The 14,997-nt window shown below is 70.9% G+C and carries 11 protein-coding genes; 3 read left to right on the forward strand and 8 right to left on the reverse strand.

Annotation, left to right across the window (positions count from 1 at the left end):
• Positions 1–7 precede the first annotated feature (7 nt).
• From AC1DPN_RS11625 to AC1DPN_RS11635, 3 genes are all read left to right on the forward strand, one after another.
• Positions 8–1,315, forward strand: coding sequence for an HRDC domain-containing protein (locus AC1DPN_RS11625; protein WP_477084897.1), 1,308 nt, complete (start codon positions 8–10; stop codon positions 1,313–1,315).
• A gap of 127 nt (positions 1,316–1,442) precedes the next feature.
• On the forward strand, positions 1,443–2,678 hold the full coding sequence (locus tag AC1DPN_RS11630; protein ID WP_477084898.1) for a thiolase family protein: 1,236 nt from the start codon (positions 1,443–1,445) through the stop codon (positions 2,676–2,678).
• A complete protein-coding gene (locus AC1DPN_RS11635) occupies positions 2,675–4,774 on the forward strand; it encodes a 3-hydroxyacyl-CoA dehydrogenase NAD-binding domain-containing protein (protein ID WP_477084899.1) in 2,100 nt (699 codons plus the stop codon). Before AC1DPN_RS11630 ends, AC1DPN_RS11635 begins: the two co-directional genes overlap by 4 nt.
• Positions 4,775–4,829: 55 nt before the next feature.
• Here the strand turns inward: AC1DPN_RS11635 and yjfF are convergent, their stop codons facing one another.
• From yjfF to AC1DPN_RS11675, 8 genes are all read right to left on the reverse strand, one after another.
• A complete protein-coding gene (yjfF, locus tag AC1DPN_RS11640) occupies positions 4,830–5,849 on the reverse strand; it encodes a galactofuranose ABC transporter, permease protein YjfF (protein WP_477084900.1) in 1,020 nt (339 codons plus the stop codon).
• Complete coding sequence (locus tag AC1DPN_RS11645; protein ID WP_477084901.1) at positions 5,849–6,883, reverse strand: ABC transporter permease; 1,035 nt, start codon at positions 6,881–6,883, stop codon at positions 5,849–5,851. Before AC1DPN_RS11645 ends, yjfF begins: the two co-directional genes overlap by 1 nt.
• Positions 6,880–8,445: a sugar ABC transporter ATP-binding protein gene (locus AC1DPN_RS11650; protein ID WP_477084902.1), complete on the reverse strand. Its 1,566-nt coding sequence runs from the start codon at positions 8,443–8,445 to the stop codon at positions 6,880–6,882. The genes AC1DPN_RS11645 and AC1DPN_RS11650 overlap by 4 nt, the downstream gene beginning before the upstream one ends.
• A gap of 99 nt (positions 8,446–8,544) precedes the next feature.
• Positions 8,545–9,558, reverse strand: a complete 1,014-nt coding sequence (locus AC1DPN_RS11655) for an ABC transporter substrate-binding protein (protein WP_477084903.1) — start codon at positions 9,556–9,558, stop codon at positions 8,545–8,547.
• A 202-nt stretch (positions 9,559–9,760) separates the two neighbouring features.
• Positions 9,761–11,263: an L-arabinose isomerase gene (gene araA / locus AC1DPN_RS11660; protein WP_477084904.1), complete on the reverse strand. Its 1,503-nt coding sequence runs from the start codon at positions 11,261–11,263 to the stop codon at positions 9,761–9,763.
• Entirely contained in the window at positions 11,260–11,982 is a 723-nt protein-coding gene (locus tag AC1DPN_RS11665; RefSeq protein ID WP_477084905.1) for an L-ribulose-5-phosphate 4-epimerase, read from the reverse strand. Before AC1DPN_RS11665 ends, araA begins: the two co-directional genes overlap by 4 nt.
• 21 nt (positions 11,983–12,003) lie before the next feature.
• Entirely contained in the window at positions 12,004–13,569 is a 1,566-nt protein-coding gene (locus AC1DPN_RS11670) for a xylulokinase (protein WP_477084906.1), read from the reverse strand.
• A gap of 309 nt (positions 13,570–13,878) precedes the next feature.
• Positions 13,879–14,892 carry a LacI family DNA-binding transcriptional regulator gene (locus AC1DPN_RS11675; RefSeq protein WP_477084907.1) on the reverse strand — a complete coding sequence of 338 codons (1,014 nt, stop codon included), beginning with the start codon at positions 14,890–14,892 and terminating at the stop codon, positions 13,879–13,881.
• Positions 14,893–14,997 lie beyond the last annotated feature (105 nt).

The raw sequence follows: 14,997 nt of genomic DNA on the forward strand, positions 1-14,997 counted from the left end.
TGCTCTCATGCGACCTGAGGCGAGCCCCGACCTCCCCGCCGGGGGGTCCGAGCTGCCTGCCGTCGATCCTGCTCAGCTCGATGCCGCACCGGCCGACGAGGCCGTCGACGACGTCCCCGAGGTCGTCATGCTCACCGAGCCCGCCGACGGGATCCCGCCGGTCGTCGAGACGCCCGAGGCCCTGGCCGCCGTCGTCGCCGCGTTCGGCGCAGGCACCGGACCGGTGGCGGTCGACGCCGAACGCGCGTCCGGCTACCGGTACGGCCAGCGCACCTACCTGGTCCAGATCCGTCGCGAGGGCGCCGGCACCGCGCTGATCGACCCGATCGCCGTGCCCGACCTGTCCTCGCTGTCCCGGGCGCTGGTCGGCGTCGAGTGGGTCCTGCACGCCGCATCCCAGGACCTGCCCGGTCTTGCCGAGCAGGGCATGCTGCCCAGCCGCGTGTTCGACACCGAGCTCGGTGCCCGCCTCCTGGGGATGGAGCGCGTCGGGCTCGCTGCTGTGGTCGCGGACGCGCTCGGGCTCGGGCTCGCGAAGGAGCACTCGGCGGTCGACTGGTCCACCCGCCCGCTGCCCACCGAGTGGCTGCGCTACGCCGCCCTGGACGTCGAGGTGCTCGTCGAGCTCCGCGAGATCCTGGCCGAGCGGCTCGCGGTCGCGGGCAAGGCCGAATGGGCCGCGCAGGAGTTCGAGGCGGTCCGCACCGCTCCTCCGGCGCCCCCGCGCGTCGAACCGTGGCGCCGGGTCTCGGGCCTGCACGCCATCCGCGACGCCCGCCGTCTGGGCGTCGTCCGCGAGCTGTGGCTGACCCGGGACCAGAACGCCCGCCAGCGGGACATCTCCCCCGGCCGCGTGCTGCCCGACCACGCGATCGTCGCGGCCGCGCAAGCGCTGCCCCGCACGGTCGCCGAGCTGACCGCCCTGCCCGCCTTCGCTGGCAAGGGCACACGCCGTCGCGCACCGCTCTGGCAGGCGGCGATCGACCGTGCTCTCGACGAGCCGGAGAGCGAGCTGCCCTCGGTGCGCGGCCCGAAGAGCGACGCACCGCCGCCCCCGCGCGCATGGGCGGAGAAGGACCCGGCTGCGGCGGCCCGCCTGTCGGTCGCGCGCGAGGCGATCGCCGCGCTGTCGACGCAGTGGTCCGTCCCGGCGGAGAACCTCCTGCAGCCGGACCTCTTGCGACGGCTGTGCTGGACCCCTCCGACCACCTTGGACGTCGAGGGGATCGGCGGGTTCCTCGCCGCCGGCGGCGCCCGACCGTGGCAGGTCGAGCTCGCCGCGCCGCGACTCGCCGAGGCGTTCGCCACCCTCTGACCAGTAAAGTTACCCGACAGTAACTTCGTCGTCGCGTGGAACCCGGTACCCGGGGTATCGTCTAATGGTTGCGGGCTCGCAGTCATGGGCCCGCCGGACACCGTCGTCCCGCCTTGGAGGCTTCTCGATGCCCACCCCCGCACCGCGTGTCCGTCGTGTCGTGTTCGTCGACGGGGTCCGCACCCCGTTCGGTCGCGCACGCAAGGACGGCCTGTACGCGAACACCCGTGCCGACGACCTGTCGGTCAAGACCATCCGCGAGCTGCTCCGCCGGCACCCCGAGCTCCCCCCGGAGCGGATCGACGAGGTGGCGATCGCGGCCACGACGCAGCAGGGCGACCAGGGCCTGACCCTCGGGCGCACCGTCGGCGTCCTGGCCGGGCTCCCCCGGTCCGTCCCCGGCTACGCGATCGACCGCATGTGCGCGGGCGCCATGACCGCCGTGACCAACACGGCCGCCGCGATCGGCTTCGGCGCGCAGGACATCGCGCTCGCCGGTGGCGTCGAGCACATGGGCCACCACCCGATGGGCTTCGACGCCGACCCGAACCCGCGGTTCCTGTCGGAGCGCCTCGTCGAGAGCGACGCCCTCAACATGGGCATCACCGCCGAGAACCTGCACGACACGTTCCCCGCTCTCACGCGTGAGCGTGCCGACGCCTACGGCGCCGCGAGCCAGGCGAAGTACGCCGCCGCACTCGCCGCCGGCAAGATCGACCCCGACCTGGTCCCCGTCGCACTGCGTGACCCCGAGAACGGCTGGGGACTGGCGACCGCCGACGAGCCGCCGCGGCCAGGGACGACTGTCGAGGCCATCCAGAAGCTGCCCACCCCGTTCCGCCCGGGTGGCCGCGTCACGGCTGGCACCGCCGCACCGTTGACCGACGGTGCCGCCTCCTGCCTGCTCGCCGCGGAGGACACCGCCGCCGAGCTCGGCCTGCCGACCCGGATGCGCATGGTCTCGTTCGCGTACGCCGGCGTGGAGCCGTCGATCATGGGCATCGGGCCGGTCCCGGCCACCACCAAGGCGCTGGCGCGGGCGGGGCTGTCGATCGAGGACATCGGCCTGTTCGAGATCAACGAGGCGTTCGCCGTGCAGGTGCTGTCGTTCCTCGACGCCTTCGGCATCGCCGACGACGACCCTCGCGTGAACCAGTACGGCGGCGCGATCGCCGTCGGGCACCCGCTGGCGTCCTCGGGCGTCCGCCTCATGACGCAGCTGGCACGCCAGTTCGCCGACCACCCCGAGGTCCGCTACGGCCTCACGACGATGTGCGTCGGCCTCGGCCAGGGCGGCACCGTCATCTGGGAGAACCCGAACCACCCCGACTACGAGTCCGACACCGAGGAGTCCACCAAGTGAGCGACGAGCGCGTCACCCACGCCCACGCCCGCGACGTCCGACTGCCCGGCGACGCCGGGACGCTCGCCCTGGTCACCCTGGACAACGGCCTCGACCACACCAAGCCGTCGACCTTGGGTCCGCAGGGCATCGCCGAGCTCACCGCGACGCTGACGGCCGTGCAGGCGCGAGCAGCGGCGGGCGAGATCGTGGCCGTCGCCGTCACTGGCAAGCCCTACTACCTCGCCGCAGGCGCCGACCTCACGCTCGCCGGCACTATCCCCGACCGGACGGCTGCGCTCGCGCTGGGTCAGGGCGGGCACGCCGCGTACGAGCTGCTGCACACGATGGGCGTCCCCACGTTCGCGTTCGTCAACGGCGTGGCCCTGGGCGGCGGCCTCGAGCTCGCGATCAACTGCGACTACCGCACTGCGGCGTCGGACGTCCGTGCGCTGGCCCTCCCCGAGACCGGCCTCGGCCTGGTCCCGGGCTGGGGCGGCGCCTACCTCGTGCCGCGCCTGGTGGGCATCGAGAAGGCGCTCGACGTCATCCTGACCCGCCCGGCCGCGAACAAGCCCTTCTCGGCGGGCGAGGCGGCCTCGTTCGGGCTCGTCGACGTGGTGCTCGACCCGGCCGACTTCCTCGAGGAGTCGATCCGGTGGGCGGCTCGCGTGCTGTCCGGTGAGGTCGTCGTCGAGCGTCGTCCGCTCGATCCCGCACCGCTGTGGGACGGCGCCGTCGCGGCGGCCCGGCAGCGGCTCGACGCGGTCGTCGGCACCTCGCGACCCGCGCCGGCCCGCGCTCTCGACCTCGTCGCCGCCGCCCGGGACAGCTCCCGTGCCGAGGCGTTCGTGGCCGAGGACCTCGCGCTCGCGGACCTGATCATGAGCGACGAGATGCGGGCGAGCCTGTACTCGTTCGGGCTGGTGTCCGGCGGCAAGCGGCCCGTGGGCGCCCCTGACCGCTCGCTCGCGCAGCCCGTCACCCGCGTCGGCATCGTCGGCGCCGGGCTCATGGCCGCGCAGATCGCGACACTGTTCGCGCAGCGTCTCGGCGTCCCGGTGGTCATGCGCGACCTCGACCAGGAGCGCGTCGACAAGGGTCTGGCCGCGGTGAAGTCGACCGTGGACCGGCTCACGTCGACGGGCCGGATGAGCCAGGCGGCCGGGGCGCGGCTGCTCGGCTCGATCCACGGCACCACCGACCTGGCCGAGTTCGCCACGTGCGACCTGGTCATCGAGGCGGTCACCGAGATCCTCGACCTGAAGAAGCGCGTGTTCGCCGAGCTGGAGACGGTCATCTCCCCGACGGCGATCCTGGCGACGAACACCTCGGCCCTGTCGGTCAGCGCGATGGCGGCCGACCTGCAGCACCCCGAGCGCGTCGTCGGGCTGCACTTCTTCAACCCCGTGGCCGCGATGCCGCTGGTCGAGGTCGTGCAGGCCGAGCACACGTCGCTCGAGGCGCTGGCGACAGGGTTCGCGGTGGCTGCCAAGCTGCGCAAGACCGCCGTGCTCGTCGCCGACCGGCCCGGATTCGTCGTCAACCGGCTGCTCGTCCTGCTCCTCGGCGTGATCGTCGACGCCGTCGAGCACGGCACCCCCGTCGAGGTCGCGGACCGTGCGCTGCGGCCCCTCGGCCTGCCGATGCCGCCGTTCGAGCTGTTCGACCTGGTCGGACCGGCCGTCGGGCTGCATGTCCTGACGTCGCTGCGCGAGGAGCTGGGCGACCGGTTCCCGCGCTCCCCGGGACTCGAGAAGCTCGTCGCCGACGGCACGCGCGTCGTCCTGCCCGCGCCGGCCAAGGGGCTGCCCAAGCCTGTGGACCCCGCCATCCAGTCCGTGTTCGACGCGTCCGTGTCGCACGACGGCACGCCGCTCGACGAGGCCGGGGTGCTCGACAGCGTGCTCCGGGCGCTGACGGTCGAGGTCGGTCACATGCTCGACGAGGGCGTCGTCTCGACGCCGCAGCAGATCGACCTCTGCATGATCCTCGGCGCAGGGTGGGGCTTCCACCTCGGTGGCCTGACGCCCTACCTGGACCGCACGGGCTACTCCGAGCGCGTCCTGGGCCGCCGGCTGCTGCCCGACGGGTTGGCGAACGTCCCGACCGCGTGAACACGAAGGGAGGCGGCGGATCACCGGTCCGCCGCCTCCCTCCTCGCTGCCCCAGCTAGCGTCTGCGGAGCGCCAGGAGCCGCTGCAGGACCACGAACACCAGCAGCAGCGCGCCGATGAAGATCTTGGTCCACCAGGAGCTCAGCGTGCCCTGGAAGGTGATGATCGTCTGGATCAGACCCAGCACGACGACACCCATGACCGACCCGAGGACGAAGCCGCTCCCTCCGGTCAGCAGGGTGCCACCGATGACCACCGCGGCGATCGCATCGAGCTCCATGCCGACGCCCGTGAGCGAGTAGCCGGACCGTGAGAACACCACGAACAGGAGTCCGCCGATGCCCGCGCAGGTCCCGCTGATCACGTAGACGAGCACCTTGGTGCGCGCCACCGGCAGACCCATGAGCCGGGCGGACTGCTCGCTGCCGCCGATGGCGTAGACCGTGCGACCGAACCGCGTGTAGTGCAGGGTGACGAACGCGATGAGCACCACGGCCAGTGCGATGACGCCGCTCGGCGTGATGTCGAACGTCCCGAAGAGCGGCCACCGCGTCGACGACAGCGAGACGATCGTCGGGTCCGTGATCGGGATCGACTCGGGCGCGACGATGTAGCACAGACCTCTGGCCAGGAACATCGCCGCCAACGTGGCGATGAAGGGTTGGACCTCGAAGACGTGGATCATCAGCCCGACCGCCAGACCGATCAGCGTGCCGACCAGGACTGCCGCCGGGATGGTGAAGGCCGCGCTCCACCCGTGCGTGAACATCCACGCCGAGACGCACGTGGACAGCGCGAGCACCGCGCCGACCGACAGGTCGATGCCGCCCGTGAGGATCACGAAGGTCATGCCGACCGCGAGGACCACGAGGAACGAGTTGTTGATGAGGACGTTCGCCATGACGCGGCCGGTGAGGAAGTTCTCGTACAGGTTCCCGCCGATCGCGAGCATCACGATGAGCACGAGGACCGTGCCGAGCACGGGGATGTAGCGGTCGTCGATCCGGAACCGGCGGCGCCTGGACGCCGTCGAGGCGTCCGAGACGGTCGGCGAGGTGAGCTGGTCGGTCGCCATCAGGCCGGAACCTCCACGGGAGCGGGGACTGAGGCGGCTGGTCGACGTCGACCCCACGAGCTGTTCCGCACCTTGGGCGACTGCAGCAGGCAGACGACGATGACCACGAGCGCCTTGAACAGCGACACCGCGTTGGCCGGGACGCCGAGGATCGTGATCGCGAGCGTGAGCGTCGTGATCACCAGGGCGCCCACGAGGGTGCCCGCCAGGGAGAACTTGCCGCCCGCGAGCGACGTGCCACCGATCACGACCGCGAGGATGGCGTCGAGCTCGATGAACAGCCCGACGTTGTTGGCGTCGGCCGCCATCGTGTCGGCGCTCTTGATGAATCCCGCGATGCACGCGAAGAGCGCGCACAGGATGTAGACGGTCCAGATGATCGTGCGCGCCCGCACACCGGCGAGCCGGCTGGCCGACGGGTTGATGCCGACGGCCTCGATGAGGACGCCCAGGGCCGTGCGTCGGGTGACCAGCGCCGTCACCAGGAAGAAGAACCCGGCGATCAGTGCCGCGTTGGGCAGCCCGAGGGTGTAGCCGGACGCGAGCGACTTGTAGGGCGCGCTCGTGACGGTAGTGATCTGGCCGCCGGTGATGAGCATCGCGATGCCGCGGCCGGCCGTCATGAGGACCAGGGTCGCGATGATCGGTTGGATGCCGACGACCGCGATGAGGAACCCGTTCCAGATCCCGATGACCAGGCAGACGAGCAGCGCGGTCGCCATCGCGGAGGCCACCGTGGCGACCGACCCGGGGTCGGGCGACGAGGCGATCTGGGTCAGCGCGATCGCACCGGCGATCGCCATGACGGCGCCGACCGACAGGTCGATGCCGCGTGTCGCGATCACCAGGGTCATGCCGAGCGCGACCAGGAGCAGCACGCTCGTGCGACGGATGATGTCGATGGGACCGCCGAACAGGTGTCCGTCACGGACCTCGATGTCCAGGAACGTGTGCGACTTGAGCACGCTCGCGAGCAGCAGTGCGAGGAGCGCGACGACGGGCCAGAACAGGCGGTGCCGGGTGATGGTGCTCATGCCTCAGCTCCTCCGCTCGCGATCAGGTGGACCACGTCGTCGGTGGTGACGTCGTCCGTGTTGGCGATCTGGGCGACCAGGCGTCGGTCGCGCAGCACGGCGATCCGGTGGGACAGCCGCAGCACCTCCTCGAGCTCGGCCGAGATGAACACGACGGCCATGCCTTGCGACGCGAGCTCCGCGACGAGCCGCTGGATCTCGGCCTTGGCGCCGACGTCGATGCCGCGCGTGGGCTCGTCGAGGATCAGGAGCTTGGGTTGGGTGGCCAGCCAGCGCGCGAGCAGCACCTTCTGCTGGTTGCCGCCCGACAGGTTGCCGGCGATGGCGTCGGGGTTGGCCGGGCGGATGCCCAGGGCCTTGATGTACCCGTCGACGACCTCGTCGGTCTTGCGTCGGGAGATCCGGCGGAGCCAGCCACGCTCGGCCTGGAGGCCGAGCGTGATGTTCTCGCGGACGGTCAGGTCGCCGACGATCCCCTCGGTCTTGCGGCTCTCCGAGGAGTAGACGATGCCGTGCGAGAGCGCTGAGCGCGGCGTGCGCAGCTTCGTCGACTCGCCCTGCACCACGACCGTCCCGCGGTCCGCGCGGTCCGCGCCGTACAGCAGGCGCGCCAGCTCGGTGCGCCCGGAACCGAGCAGCCCGGCCAGACCGACGACCTCGCCCGCGTAGACGTCGAGGTCGAACGGCTCGATGGACCCCTTGCGTCCCAGGCCGATCGCCTGGACGAACGGCGTGGTGTCGGCGCGTTCCGCGACGGAACGCTTGGGCGCCTCCTCGAGCTGCTCGAGGACGGCGAGCTCGCGGCCGATCATCTTCTGGACCAGCTCGACGCGTGGCAGCTCGGAGGTGCGGTACTCCCCCACGAGCTTGCCGTTGCGCAGCACCGTCAGGCGGTCGCTGATCGCGTAGACCTGGTCGAGGAAGTGCGAGACGAACAGGATCGCGACGCCACGTTCACGCAACCCACGGACCACGTCGAACAGCCGGGCGACCTCGTCGGCGTCGAGGCTCGAGGTGGGCTCGTCGAGGATCAGCACCCGGGCGTCGACGACCATCGCGCGCGAGATCGCGACGAGCTGCTGGACCGCGAGCGAGTGCGACTCCAGCGACGACTTCGGGTCGATGTCGAGGTTCATGGTCCGCAGGTGCTCGCTGGCCCGGCGACGCGTGCTGCGCCAGTCGACCATGCCGCCCCGGCGCACCTCGTGGCCGAGCATGATGTTCTCGGCCACGGAGAGGTTGTCGCAGAGGTTGACCTCTTGGTAGACCGTGCTGATCCCGACGTCCTGCGCCTGGGCGGGGCCGGAGAACGAGCGCTCCTGGCCGTCGACGACGATGCGTCCGTCGTCGATCGTGTACACGCCGGTCAGGGCTTTGATGAGGGTGGACTTCCCGGCGCCGTTCTCGCCCATGAGGGCGTGCACCTCACCGGGGAAGAGCCGGAAGTCGACACCGTCGAGCGCCTTGACGCCCGGAAAGCTGAGGGTGATCCCCGTCATCACCACGAGGGGCTGGACGGGCGGCTCGCCGGAGGCACCCGGCGAGGTATTCGGTTCGGTCATCGTCGACCCTTTCGTCCTGGCCGGCACGGTCGTTCGCCAGCAGGGGTGAACCGCTCCCCGGGGCACGAGTACCCCGGGGAGCGGGCAGGACGGAGTCGGTCAGTACTGCCGGTCGGGCAGTGCCGCGATCGCCTGCTCCTGGTTGAACTCGCCGTCCTCGGTCACGATCCGAGGCTCAACTGTCCCACCATCGTTCAGGGTCTTGATGATCTCCGCCAGGTCCGGGCCGAGCAGAGGGTTGCACTCGACGATGTAGCTGATCTTGCCCTCGGACAGCGCGACCATGCCGTCGTGGACGCCGTCGATGCTGACGACCTTGATGTCCTTGCCGGGAACCTTGCCGGCCGCCTCGATCGCCTCGATCGCACCCAGGCCCATGTCGTCGTTGTGCGCGTAGACCACGTCGATGTCCGGGTACGCCTGGAGGAAGCCCTCCATGACCGTCTTGCCCTCGGCGCGCGTGAAGTTGCCGGTTTCCGAGGCGATCACCTTGACGTTCGGGTTGTCCGCGATCGCGTCCGCGAAGCCGGACTTGCGGTCGTTCGCCGGTGCCGAGCCCGTGGTGCCCTGCAGCTCGACGACGTTGATCGGCTCGGTGCCGAGGGTCTCGGAGACGTACTTGCCGATCCGCTCACCCTCGAGGACGAAGTCGGAACCGATGAACGTCTTGTAGAGCGACGTGTCCTGGGTGTCGACCGCGCGGTCGGTGAGGATGACGGGGATGTCGGCCGCCTTGGCCTCCTCCAGGACCGCGTCCCAGCCGGACTCGACCACGGGCGAGAACGCGATGTAGTCGACGCCCTGGGCGATGTACGACCGGATCGCCTGGATCTGGTTCTCCTGCTTCTGCTGCGCGTCGGAGAACTTCAGGTCGAACCCGTTGTCGGCCGTCAGGGTGTCCTGGATGGACTTGGTGTTCGCGGCACGCCAGCCGCTCTCGGAGCCGACCTGGCTGAAGCCGACGACGATCGCGTCGCCGCTGTCCGAACCGCCGCTCGCGTCGCCGCTCGCTGCGTCACCGGAGTCCCCACCGCTCGAGCACGCTGCGAGGCTGAGGGCGAGTGCTGCGACACCGGCAGCGATCGCACGGGTGCTGAACCTCTTGCTGACCATCTGATTCTCCTCTTTGAGAAACGACTGGCAGTCGGACCGACCCACGCCGGCCGGTCCGACTCGCGAACCCCAGGCACGGGATCCGCCAAGCACCGCTGCGTGCGGCAAGAGCCGGGCGCAGCGTCTATCGACACTGAATGTTAGCGCTCACATGGTGTCGATGAACCTGGGATATTTGTTGCGTTCTGATCACGTTTTTCGGTCAGAGACCCTGGGCAACCCGGTAGAACACCTGGTTCCAGCGGACCTGGTCACGGAAGCCCCGCCGGGTCGTCGACTCGTCGATCACGAGAAGCTCGGTGCGCGCGATCTCGGCGAAGTCCTCGAACGCCTCGACGCCGACCGCCGTCGTCAGCACCGTGTGGTGCGCACCGCCTGCGGTGAGCCACGCCTCGGCCGACGTCCGGAAGTCCGGCCTCGGCTCCCAGACCGCGCGTGCCACGGGCAGGTGCGGCAGCGGTGCGGACGGCGCGACGACGTCGACCACGTTGGCCGTGAGCCGGAAGCGCTCGCGCATGTCGGCCAGCGACACCACGACCCCGACGCCCGGGTCCGCGTCGAACACGAGCCGCACCGGGTCGTCCTTGCCGCCGATGCCCAGCGGGTGCACCTCGAGACTCGGCCGGCTCGTCGTGAGCGACGGGCAGACCTCGAGCATGTGCGCCCCGAGGATCCGCTCGGAGCCCGGGGTCAGGTCGTAGGTGTAGTCCTCCATCAGCGACGCCCCACCGGGCAGGCCGGCACCCATCACCTTGGCGGCACGCACGAGGATCGCGGTCTTCCAGTCGCCCTCCGCCCCGAAGCCGTAGCCGTCGGCCATGAGGCGCTGGACGGCGAGCCCGGGAAGCTGACGCAGGTCGCCGAGGTCCTCGAAGTTCGTCGTGAAGGCCTGGGCCCCGAGCTGCTCGAGCAGGGTCCGCAGCGCGACCTCCTGGCGCGCGCCGTAGCGCAGCGACTCGTGCCGCTCGCCACCCCGACGCAGCTCAGGCGCCACGTCGTACAGGTCCTCGTACTCGGCCACGAGCTTGTCGATGTCGGGGTCGGCCACCTCGGCGACGGCCGCGACCAGGTCGTTCACGCCCCACGTGTTGACCGAGACGCCGAAGCGCAGCTCGGCCTCGGTCTTGTCCCCCTCGGTCACTGCGACGTTGCGCATGTTGTCGCCGAACCGAGCCAGGCGCAGCTCGTGCGTCGCCGCCCAGCCGGCGCAGGCTCGCACCCAGGTGGCGATCGAGTCGGTGACGGCCGGGTTGCTCACGTGCCCGGCGACGGTCTTGCGAGCCGCACCCAGGCGCGTCGCGACGTAGCCGAACTCGCGGTCGCCGTGCGCGGCCTGGTTGAGGTTCATGAAGTCGAAGTCGATCGTGTCCCACGGCAGCTCGACGTTCGCCTGCGTGTGCAGGTGCAGCAGCGGCGTGCGCAACGCGTCCAGGCCCGAGATCCACATCTTGGCGGGCGAGAAGGTGTGCATCCAGGCGATGACACCGATGACCGAGTCGTCGGCGTTGGCCTCGAGCGCGGCGCGGCGGATGGCGTCCGAGGTCGTCAGCACGGGCTTCCAGACGAGCGTCGCCGGAAGGTCCGCACCGAGCACCCGGGCGATCTCCTGGGACTGCTCGGCCACCTGCCGCAGCGTGTCCTCTCCGTAGAGTCCCTGGCTTCCGGTGAGGAACCAGATCTCGCGGTCGGCGTACGGCTTGGTCATGAACGGTCCTCCGTGATCGTCTGCCCGTAGACGTTCTGGTAGCGGGCATAGAGCGAGTCGATGTCGTCGGTCTGGATGGGAACAGTCGGGCCGAGCTGTCGCGCGATGTGCACCGTCCGCGCCACCTCCTCGACCATCACCGCGGCCTTGACGGCTGCGCGGGCGTCGCCGCCCACCGTGAAGGGGCCGTGGTTGCGCATCAGGACGGCCGGGCTGCGGGAGTCGCGCAGGGTCTCGACGATCCCTCGTCCGATCGAGTCGTCCCCGATCAGCGCGAACGGTCCGACCGGGACGTCCCCGCCGAACTCGTCGGCCATCATCGTGAGCACGCACGGGATGGGTTCGCCGCGTGCCGCCCAGGCGGTCGCGTACGTCGAGTGCGTGTGCACGACTCCGCCGATCAGTGGCATGTTCCGGTAGACGTACGCGTGTGCCGCCGTGTCCGACGACGGTGCCCGCTCGCCGTCGACGAGGAACCCGTCGAGGTCGCAGACGACCATCGACGCCGGAGTCAGCTCGTCGTACGTGACGCCCGACGGCTTGATGACGAAGAGGTCGTCGAGACCCGGACCGGACTCCGGGTCGACGAGCACCCGCTGCGAGACGTTGCCCGCCGTCCACACGACCAGCCCCCAGCGCGGCAGCTCAGCGTGCAGCCGCGCGACGACCTCGCGCGTCCGTTCGATCTCGTCCAGCACCGATGGTCGGTACGTCTTCATCCTGCTCTCCTGTGTCATGGGCTAGACCGCGTCCACTGCTGCGCGCTCGATCGCGAGCCCGGCGCTGTAGCGCTCGAGAAAGGCGTCGAAGCCGCGCACGTCGGCCGCGTCGGGCACCTCGGTCACGGAGTCCGAGGCGCCGAACACGCGGGTGCTGAGATACGTGCTGAGATCCTGCTCGGACGCGGCGTCCAGGTATGCGGCGAGGACCGCGATCCCCCAGGCGCCGCCCTCGCCGGCCGTCTGGCCGACCGTGACCGGTGCGCCGACGGCCGCGGCCAGGAAACGCTGGGCCACCCCGGCGGTACGGAACAGACCTCCGTGGGCGTACATCGCGTCGAGCTCGACGCCTTCGGCGGTCAGGACCCGCATCCCGAGGCTGAGCGTCCCGAACGCGCTGTAGACCTGCGTGCGCACGAAGTTGGCCAGCGTGAGCCGGCTGTCGGGGGTGCGGACGACCAGCGGGCGTCCTTCGGGCAGTCCGGTGATCGGCTCGCCGGACAGGTAGTTGTACGCCAGCAGGCCGCCGCCGTCCGCGTCGCCCACCAAGGCCTCACGCAGCAGGACACCGAACACGTCGTCGGCACCGGTCGGGTGCCCGAGGGCTGCGGCGAACTGCCCGAACACCTCGGCCCACGCCCCGAGCTCGCTGGCGCCGTTGTTGCAGTGCACCATCGCGACCAGGTCGCCTGCGGGGGTCGTGACCAGGTCGAGCTCGTGGTGCACCGCGGACAGCGGCTTCTCGAGCACGACCATCGCGAAGATGCTGGTCCCGACGCTGACGTTCCCGGTGCGGGGTGCGACGGCGTTCGTGGCGACCATGCCCGTGCCGGCGTCGCCCTCGGGCGGGCACAGCGGGATCCCGGAGGTCAGCCCACCGGTCGGGTCGAGCAGGGCGGCGCCCGCCTCGGTCAGGCGCCCGGCGTCCTGGCCGGCCAGCAGCACCTCGGGCAGCAGGGGCTCGATGCTCGGGCCGGGGTAGGCCGCCAGCATCGTCGCGTCGTACGTCTTCGTCGCGGGGTCGACCGGGAACATGCCGGAGGCGTCGCCGATGCCGAGCACCTTGCGGCCGGTCAGCTGCCAGTGCACGTAGCCGGCGAGCGTCGTGAGGAACTGCACGTGAGGCACGTGCGGCTCCTCGTCGAGCGTCGCCTGACGCACGTGGGCGATCGACCAGCGCAGCGGGATGTTGTGGCCGAAGAGCTCCGAGAGCTCGGCGGCGGCGGGACCGGTGCTGGTGTTGCGCCAAGTGCGGAACGGCACGAGCAGCTCGTCGGCCGCGTCGAAGGCGAGGTAGCCGTGCATCATCGCGGAGACGCCGATGGCACCGAACGTCGCGGGTCGGACGCCGTACCGCTGCTCGGCGTCGGCGAGCAGCGCCGCGACCGCCTCCTGCAGACCGCTCCAGACGGCGTCGAGCGAGTACGTCCAGACCCGGTCGACGAACTGGTTCTCCCAGTCGTGGCCGCCGCTCGCCAAGGGCGTGTGGTCGGGGCCGACGAGGATCGCCTTGATGCGCGTCGAGCCCAGCTCGATGCCGAGCGTCGTGCGACCGCTCGTGATCGCCAGCCCGGGGTCGATCGTCATCTCGCCGCTCCATCACTGCGTGCTGGACCGCGGCGGACGCCTGCGGCCGATGTGATGTTAACGCTAACATCGCCGCGAAGGAAACCCTGTTCCCGTATCGATTCGGACTCGTTCCGGCGCCCAGGTTCGACGCCTGCGCGTGCCGAGACCGTCACATCACGACGAGACCGTCAGCCGCACGTGACGGTCTCGTGGGGACTGGACGGTCTCGACGGTCGACACGGTCGGGCGCCGATCCAGAACCGGGCCGGCGCTCTGCGGCTGCGAGGGACAGCGCGCGTTCGACCTTCACCGGGCGTGAGAGTCCGCCTAGCGCACCCGGACCGAGCTCGCGCGGATCACGAGCTCCGCGGGGATGCGCTGGTGCTGCGTCTGCCGCCCGGCGATCGCCGCCTCCAACGACGAGACCGCCAGCCGACCGAGCGCCCCGAAGTCCTGCCGGACGGTCGTCAGTGGTGGCGTGTAGTGGGCAGCACCGACCTCGTCGTCGAACCCCACGAGGGCGACGTCGGCCGGCACGCGGACGCCCGCCTCCCAGAAGGCGTGCAGGAGGCCGAGGGCAAGCTGGTCGTTCGCCGCGAAGATCGCCGACGGCAGCCCTTCGCGAGCCAGCCGGCGGCCGAGCTCGTACCCGTCGGCGGCCTCCCACGCGGCCTCGATGTGCTCGGGCGCGCCCGGCCCGCTGATCTCGCGCCACCCGGCGAGCCGGTCCTGCGCGTCGAACCAGTCCTGAGGTCCGGCCACGTGCAGGACCTCGGAGTGCCCCTGGTCGAGCAGGTGCTGCGTGGCCAGTCGCGCACCGTGCCGCTGGTCGACCCCGACGGCGTGCACGTACGCCTCCGCCGGCAGGTCCGACGCCGACGAGATGAGCACGACCGGGACCGGCAGGTCGATCGACGCGATCGCCTGGGCCACCTCGGTCGTGGGCGCGATGATCGCGATGCCGTCGACCCCGTGCCCCAGGAAGTGCTCGACGGCAGCATGCATCGACTCGGCGTCGAACGTCCGGATCGTCGCGACCGACACGTACCAGCCGACCTCGCGCGCAGCCTCCTCCAGGCCCACCAGCGTGCTCGTCGGCCCGTAGAGAGCCGTCGCGGGCGTGACGACCCCCAGCACCCCTGAGCGACGCGTCACCAGGGCACGCGCCGCGCTGTTGCGCCGGTACCCGAGCTGCGCGATCGCCGCGTTCACGCGTTCACGCGTGGCCGGCCGGACGCTCGGGTGGTCGTTCAGCACGCGCGAGACCGTCTGGTGCGAGACGCCTGCCAGCGCGGCGACGTCGCTCATCGCCGGCGGTCGAGCAGGAGCCGTGCCGGTCATGTGCCCACCTTCGGACGCGGGGAGTGCGACGAACCGACGGCGTCCGGTCGATCTCGTCTACGAGAGTCTGCGGCGCCCACGGTAGTGGGCACCGCGACCCTGACG

The sequence above is a fragment of the Cellulomonas sp. P4_H4 genome (assembly GCF_056400865.1).

Excerpts from the sequence above, each read along its gene's own strand:
- AC1DPN_RS11625 (WP_477084897.1), top strand. The coding sequence starts at position 8 with ATGCGACCTGAGGCGAGCCCCGACCTCCCCGCCGGGGGGTCCGAGCTG.
- AC1DPN_RS11630 (WP_477084898.1), top strand. The coding sequence starts at position 1,443 with ATGCCCACCCCCGCACCGCGTGTCCGTCGTGTCGTGTTCGTCGACGGG.
- yjfF (WP_477084900.1), bottom strand. The coding sequence starts at position 5,849 with ATGGCGACCGACCAGCTCACCTCGCCGACCGTCTCGGACGCCTCGACG.
- AC1DPN_RS11645 (WP_477084901.1), bottom strand. The coding sequence starts at position 6,883 with ATGAGCACCATCACCCGGCACCGCCTGTTCTGGCCCGTCGTCGCGCTC.
- AC1DPN_RS11650 (WP_477084902.1), bottom strand. The coding sequence starts at position 8,445 with ATGACCGAACCGAATACCTCGCCGGGTGCCTCCGGCGAGCCGCCCGTC.
- AC1DPN_RS11655 (WP_477084903.1), bottom strand. The coding sequence starts at position 9,558 with ATGGTCAGCAAGAGGTTCAGCACCCGTGCGATCGCTGCCGGTGTCGCA.
- araA (WP_477084904.1), bottom strand. The coding sequence starts at position 11,263 with ATGACCAAGCCGTACGCCGACCGCGAGATCTGGTTCCTCACCGGAAGC.
- AC1DPN_RS11665 (WP_477084905.1), bottom strand. The coding sequence starts at position 11,982 with ATGAAGACGTACCGACCATCGGTGCTGGACGAGATCGAACGGACGCGC.
- AC1DPN_RS11670 (WP_477084906.1), bottom strand. The coding sequence starts at position 13,569 with ATGACGATCGACCCCGGGCTGGCGATCACGAGCGGTCGCACGACGCTC.
- AC1DPN_RS11675 (WP_477084907.1), bottom strand. The coding sequence starts at position 14,892 with ATGACCGGCACGGCTCCTGCTCGACCGCCGGCGATGAGCGACGTCGCC.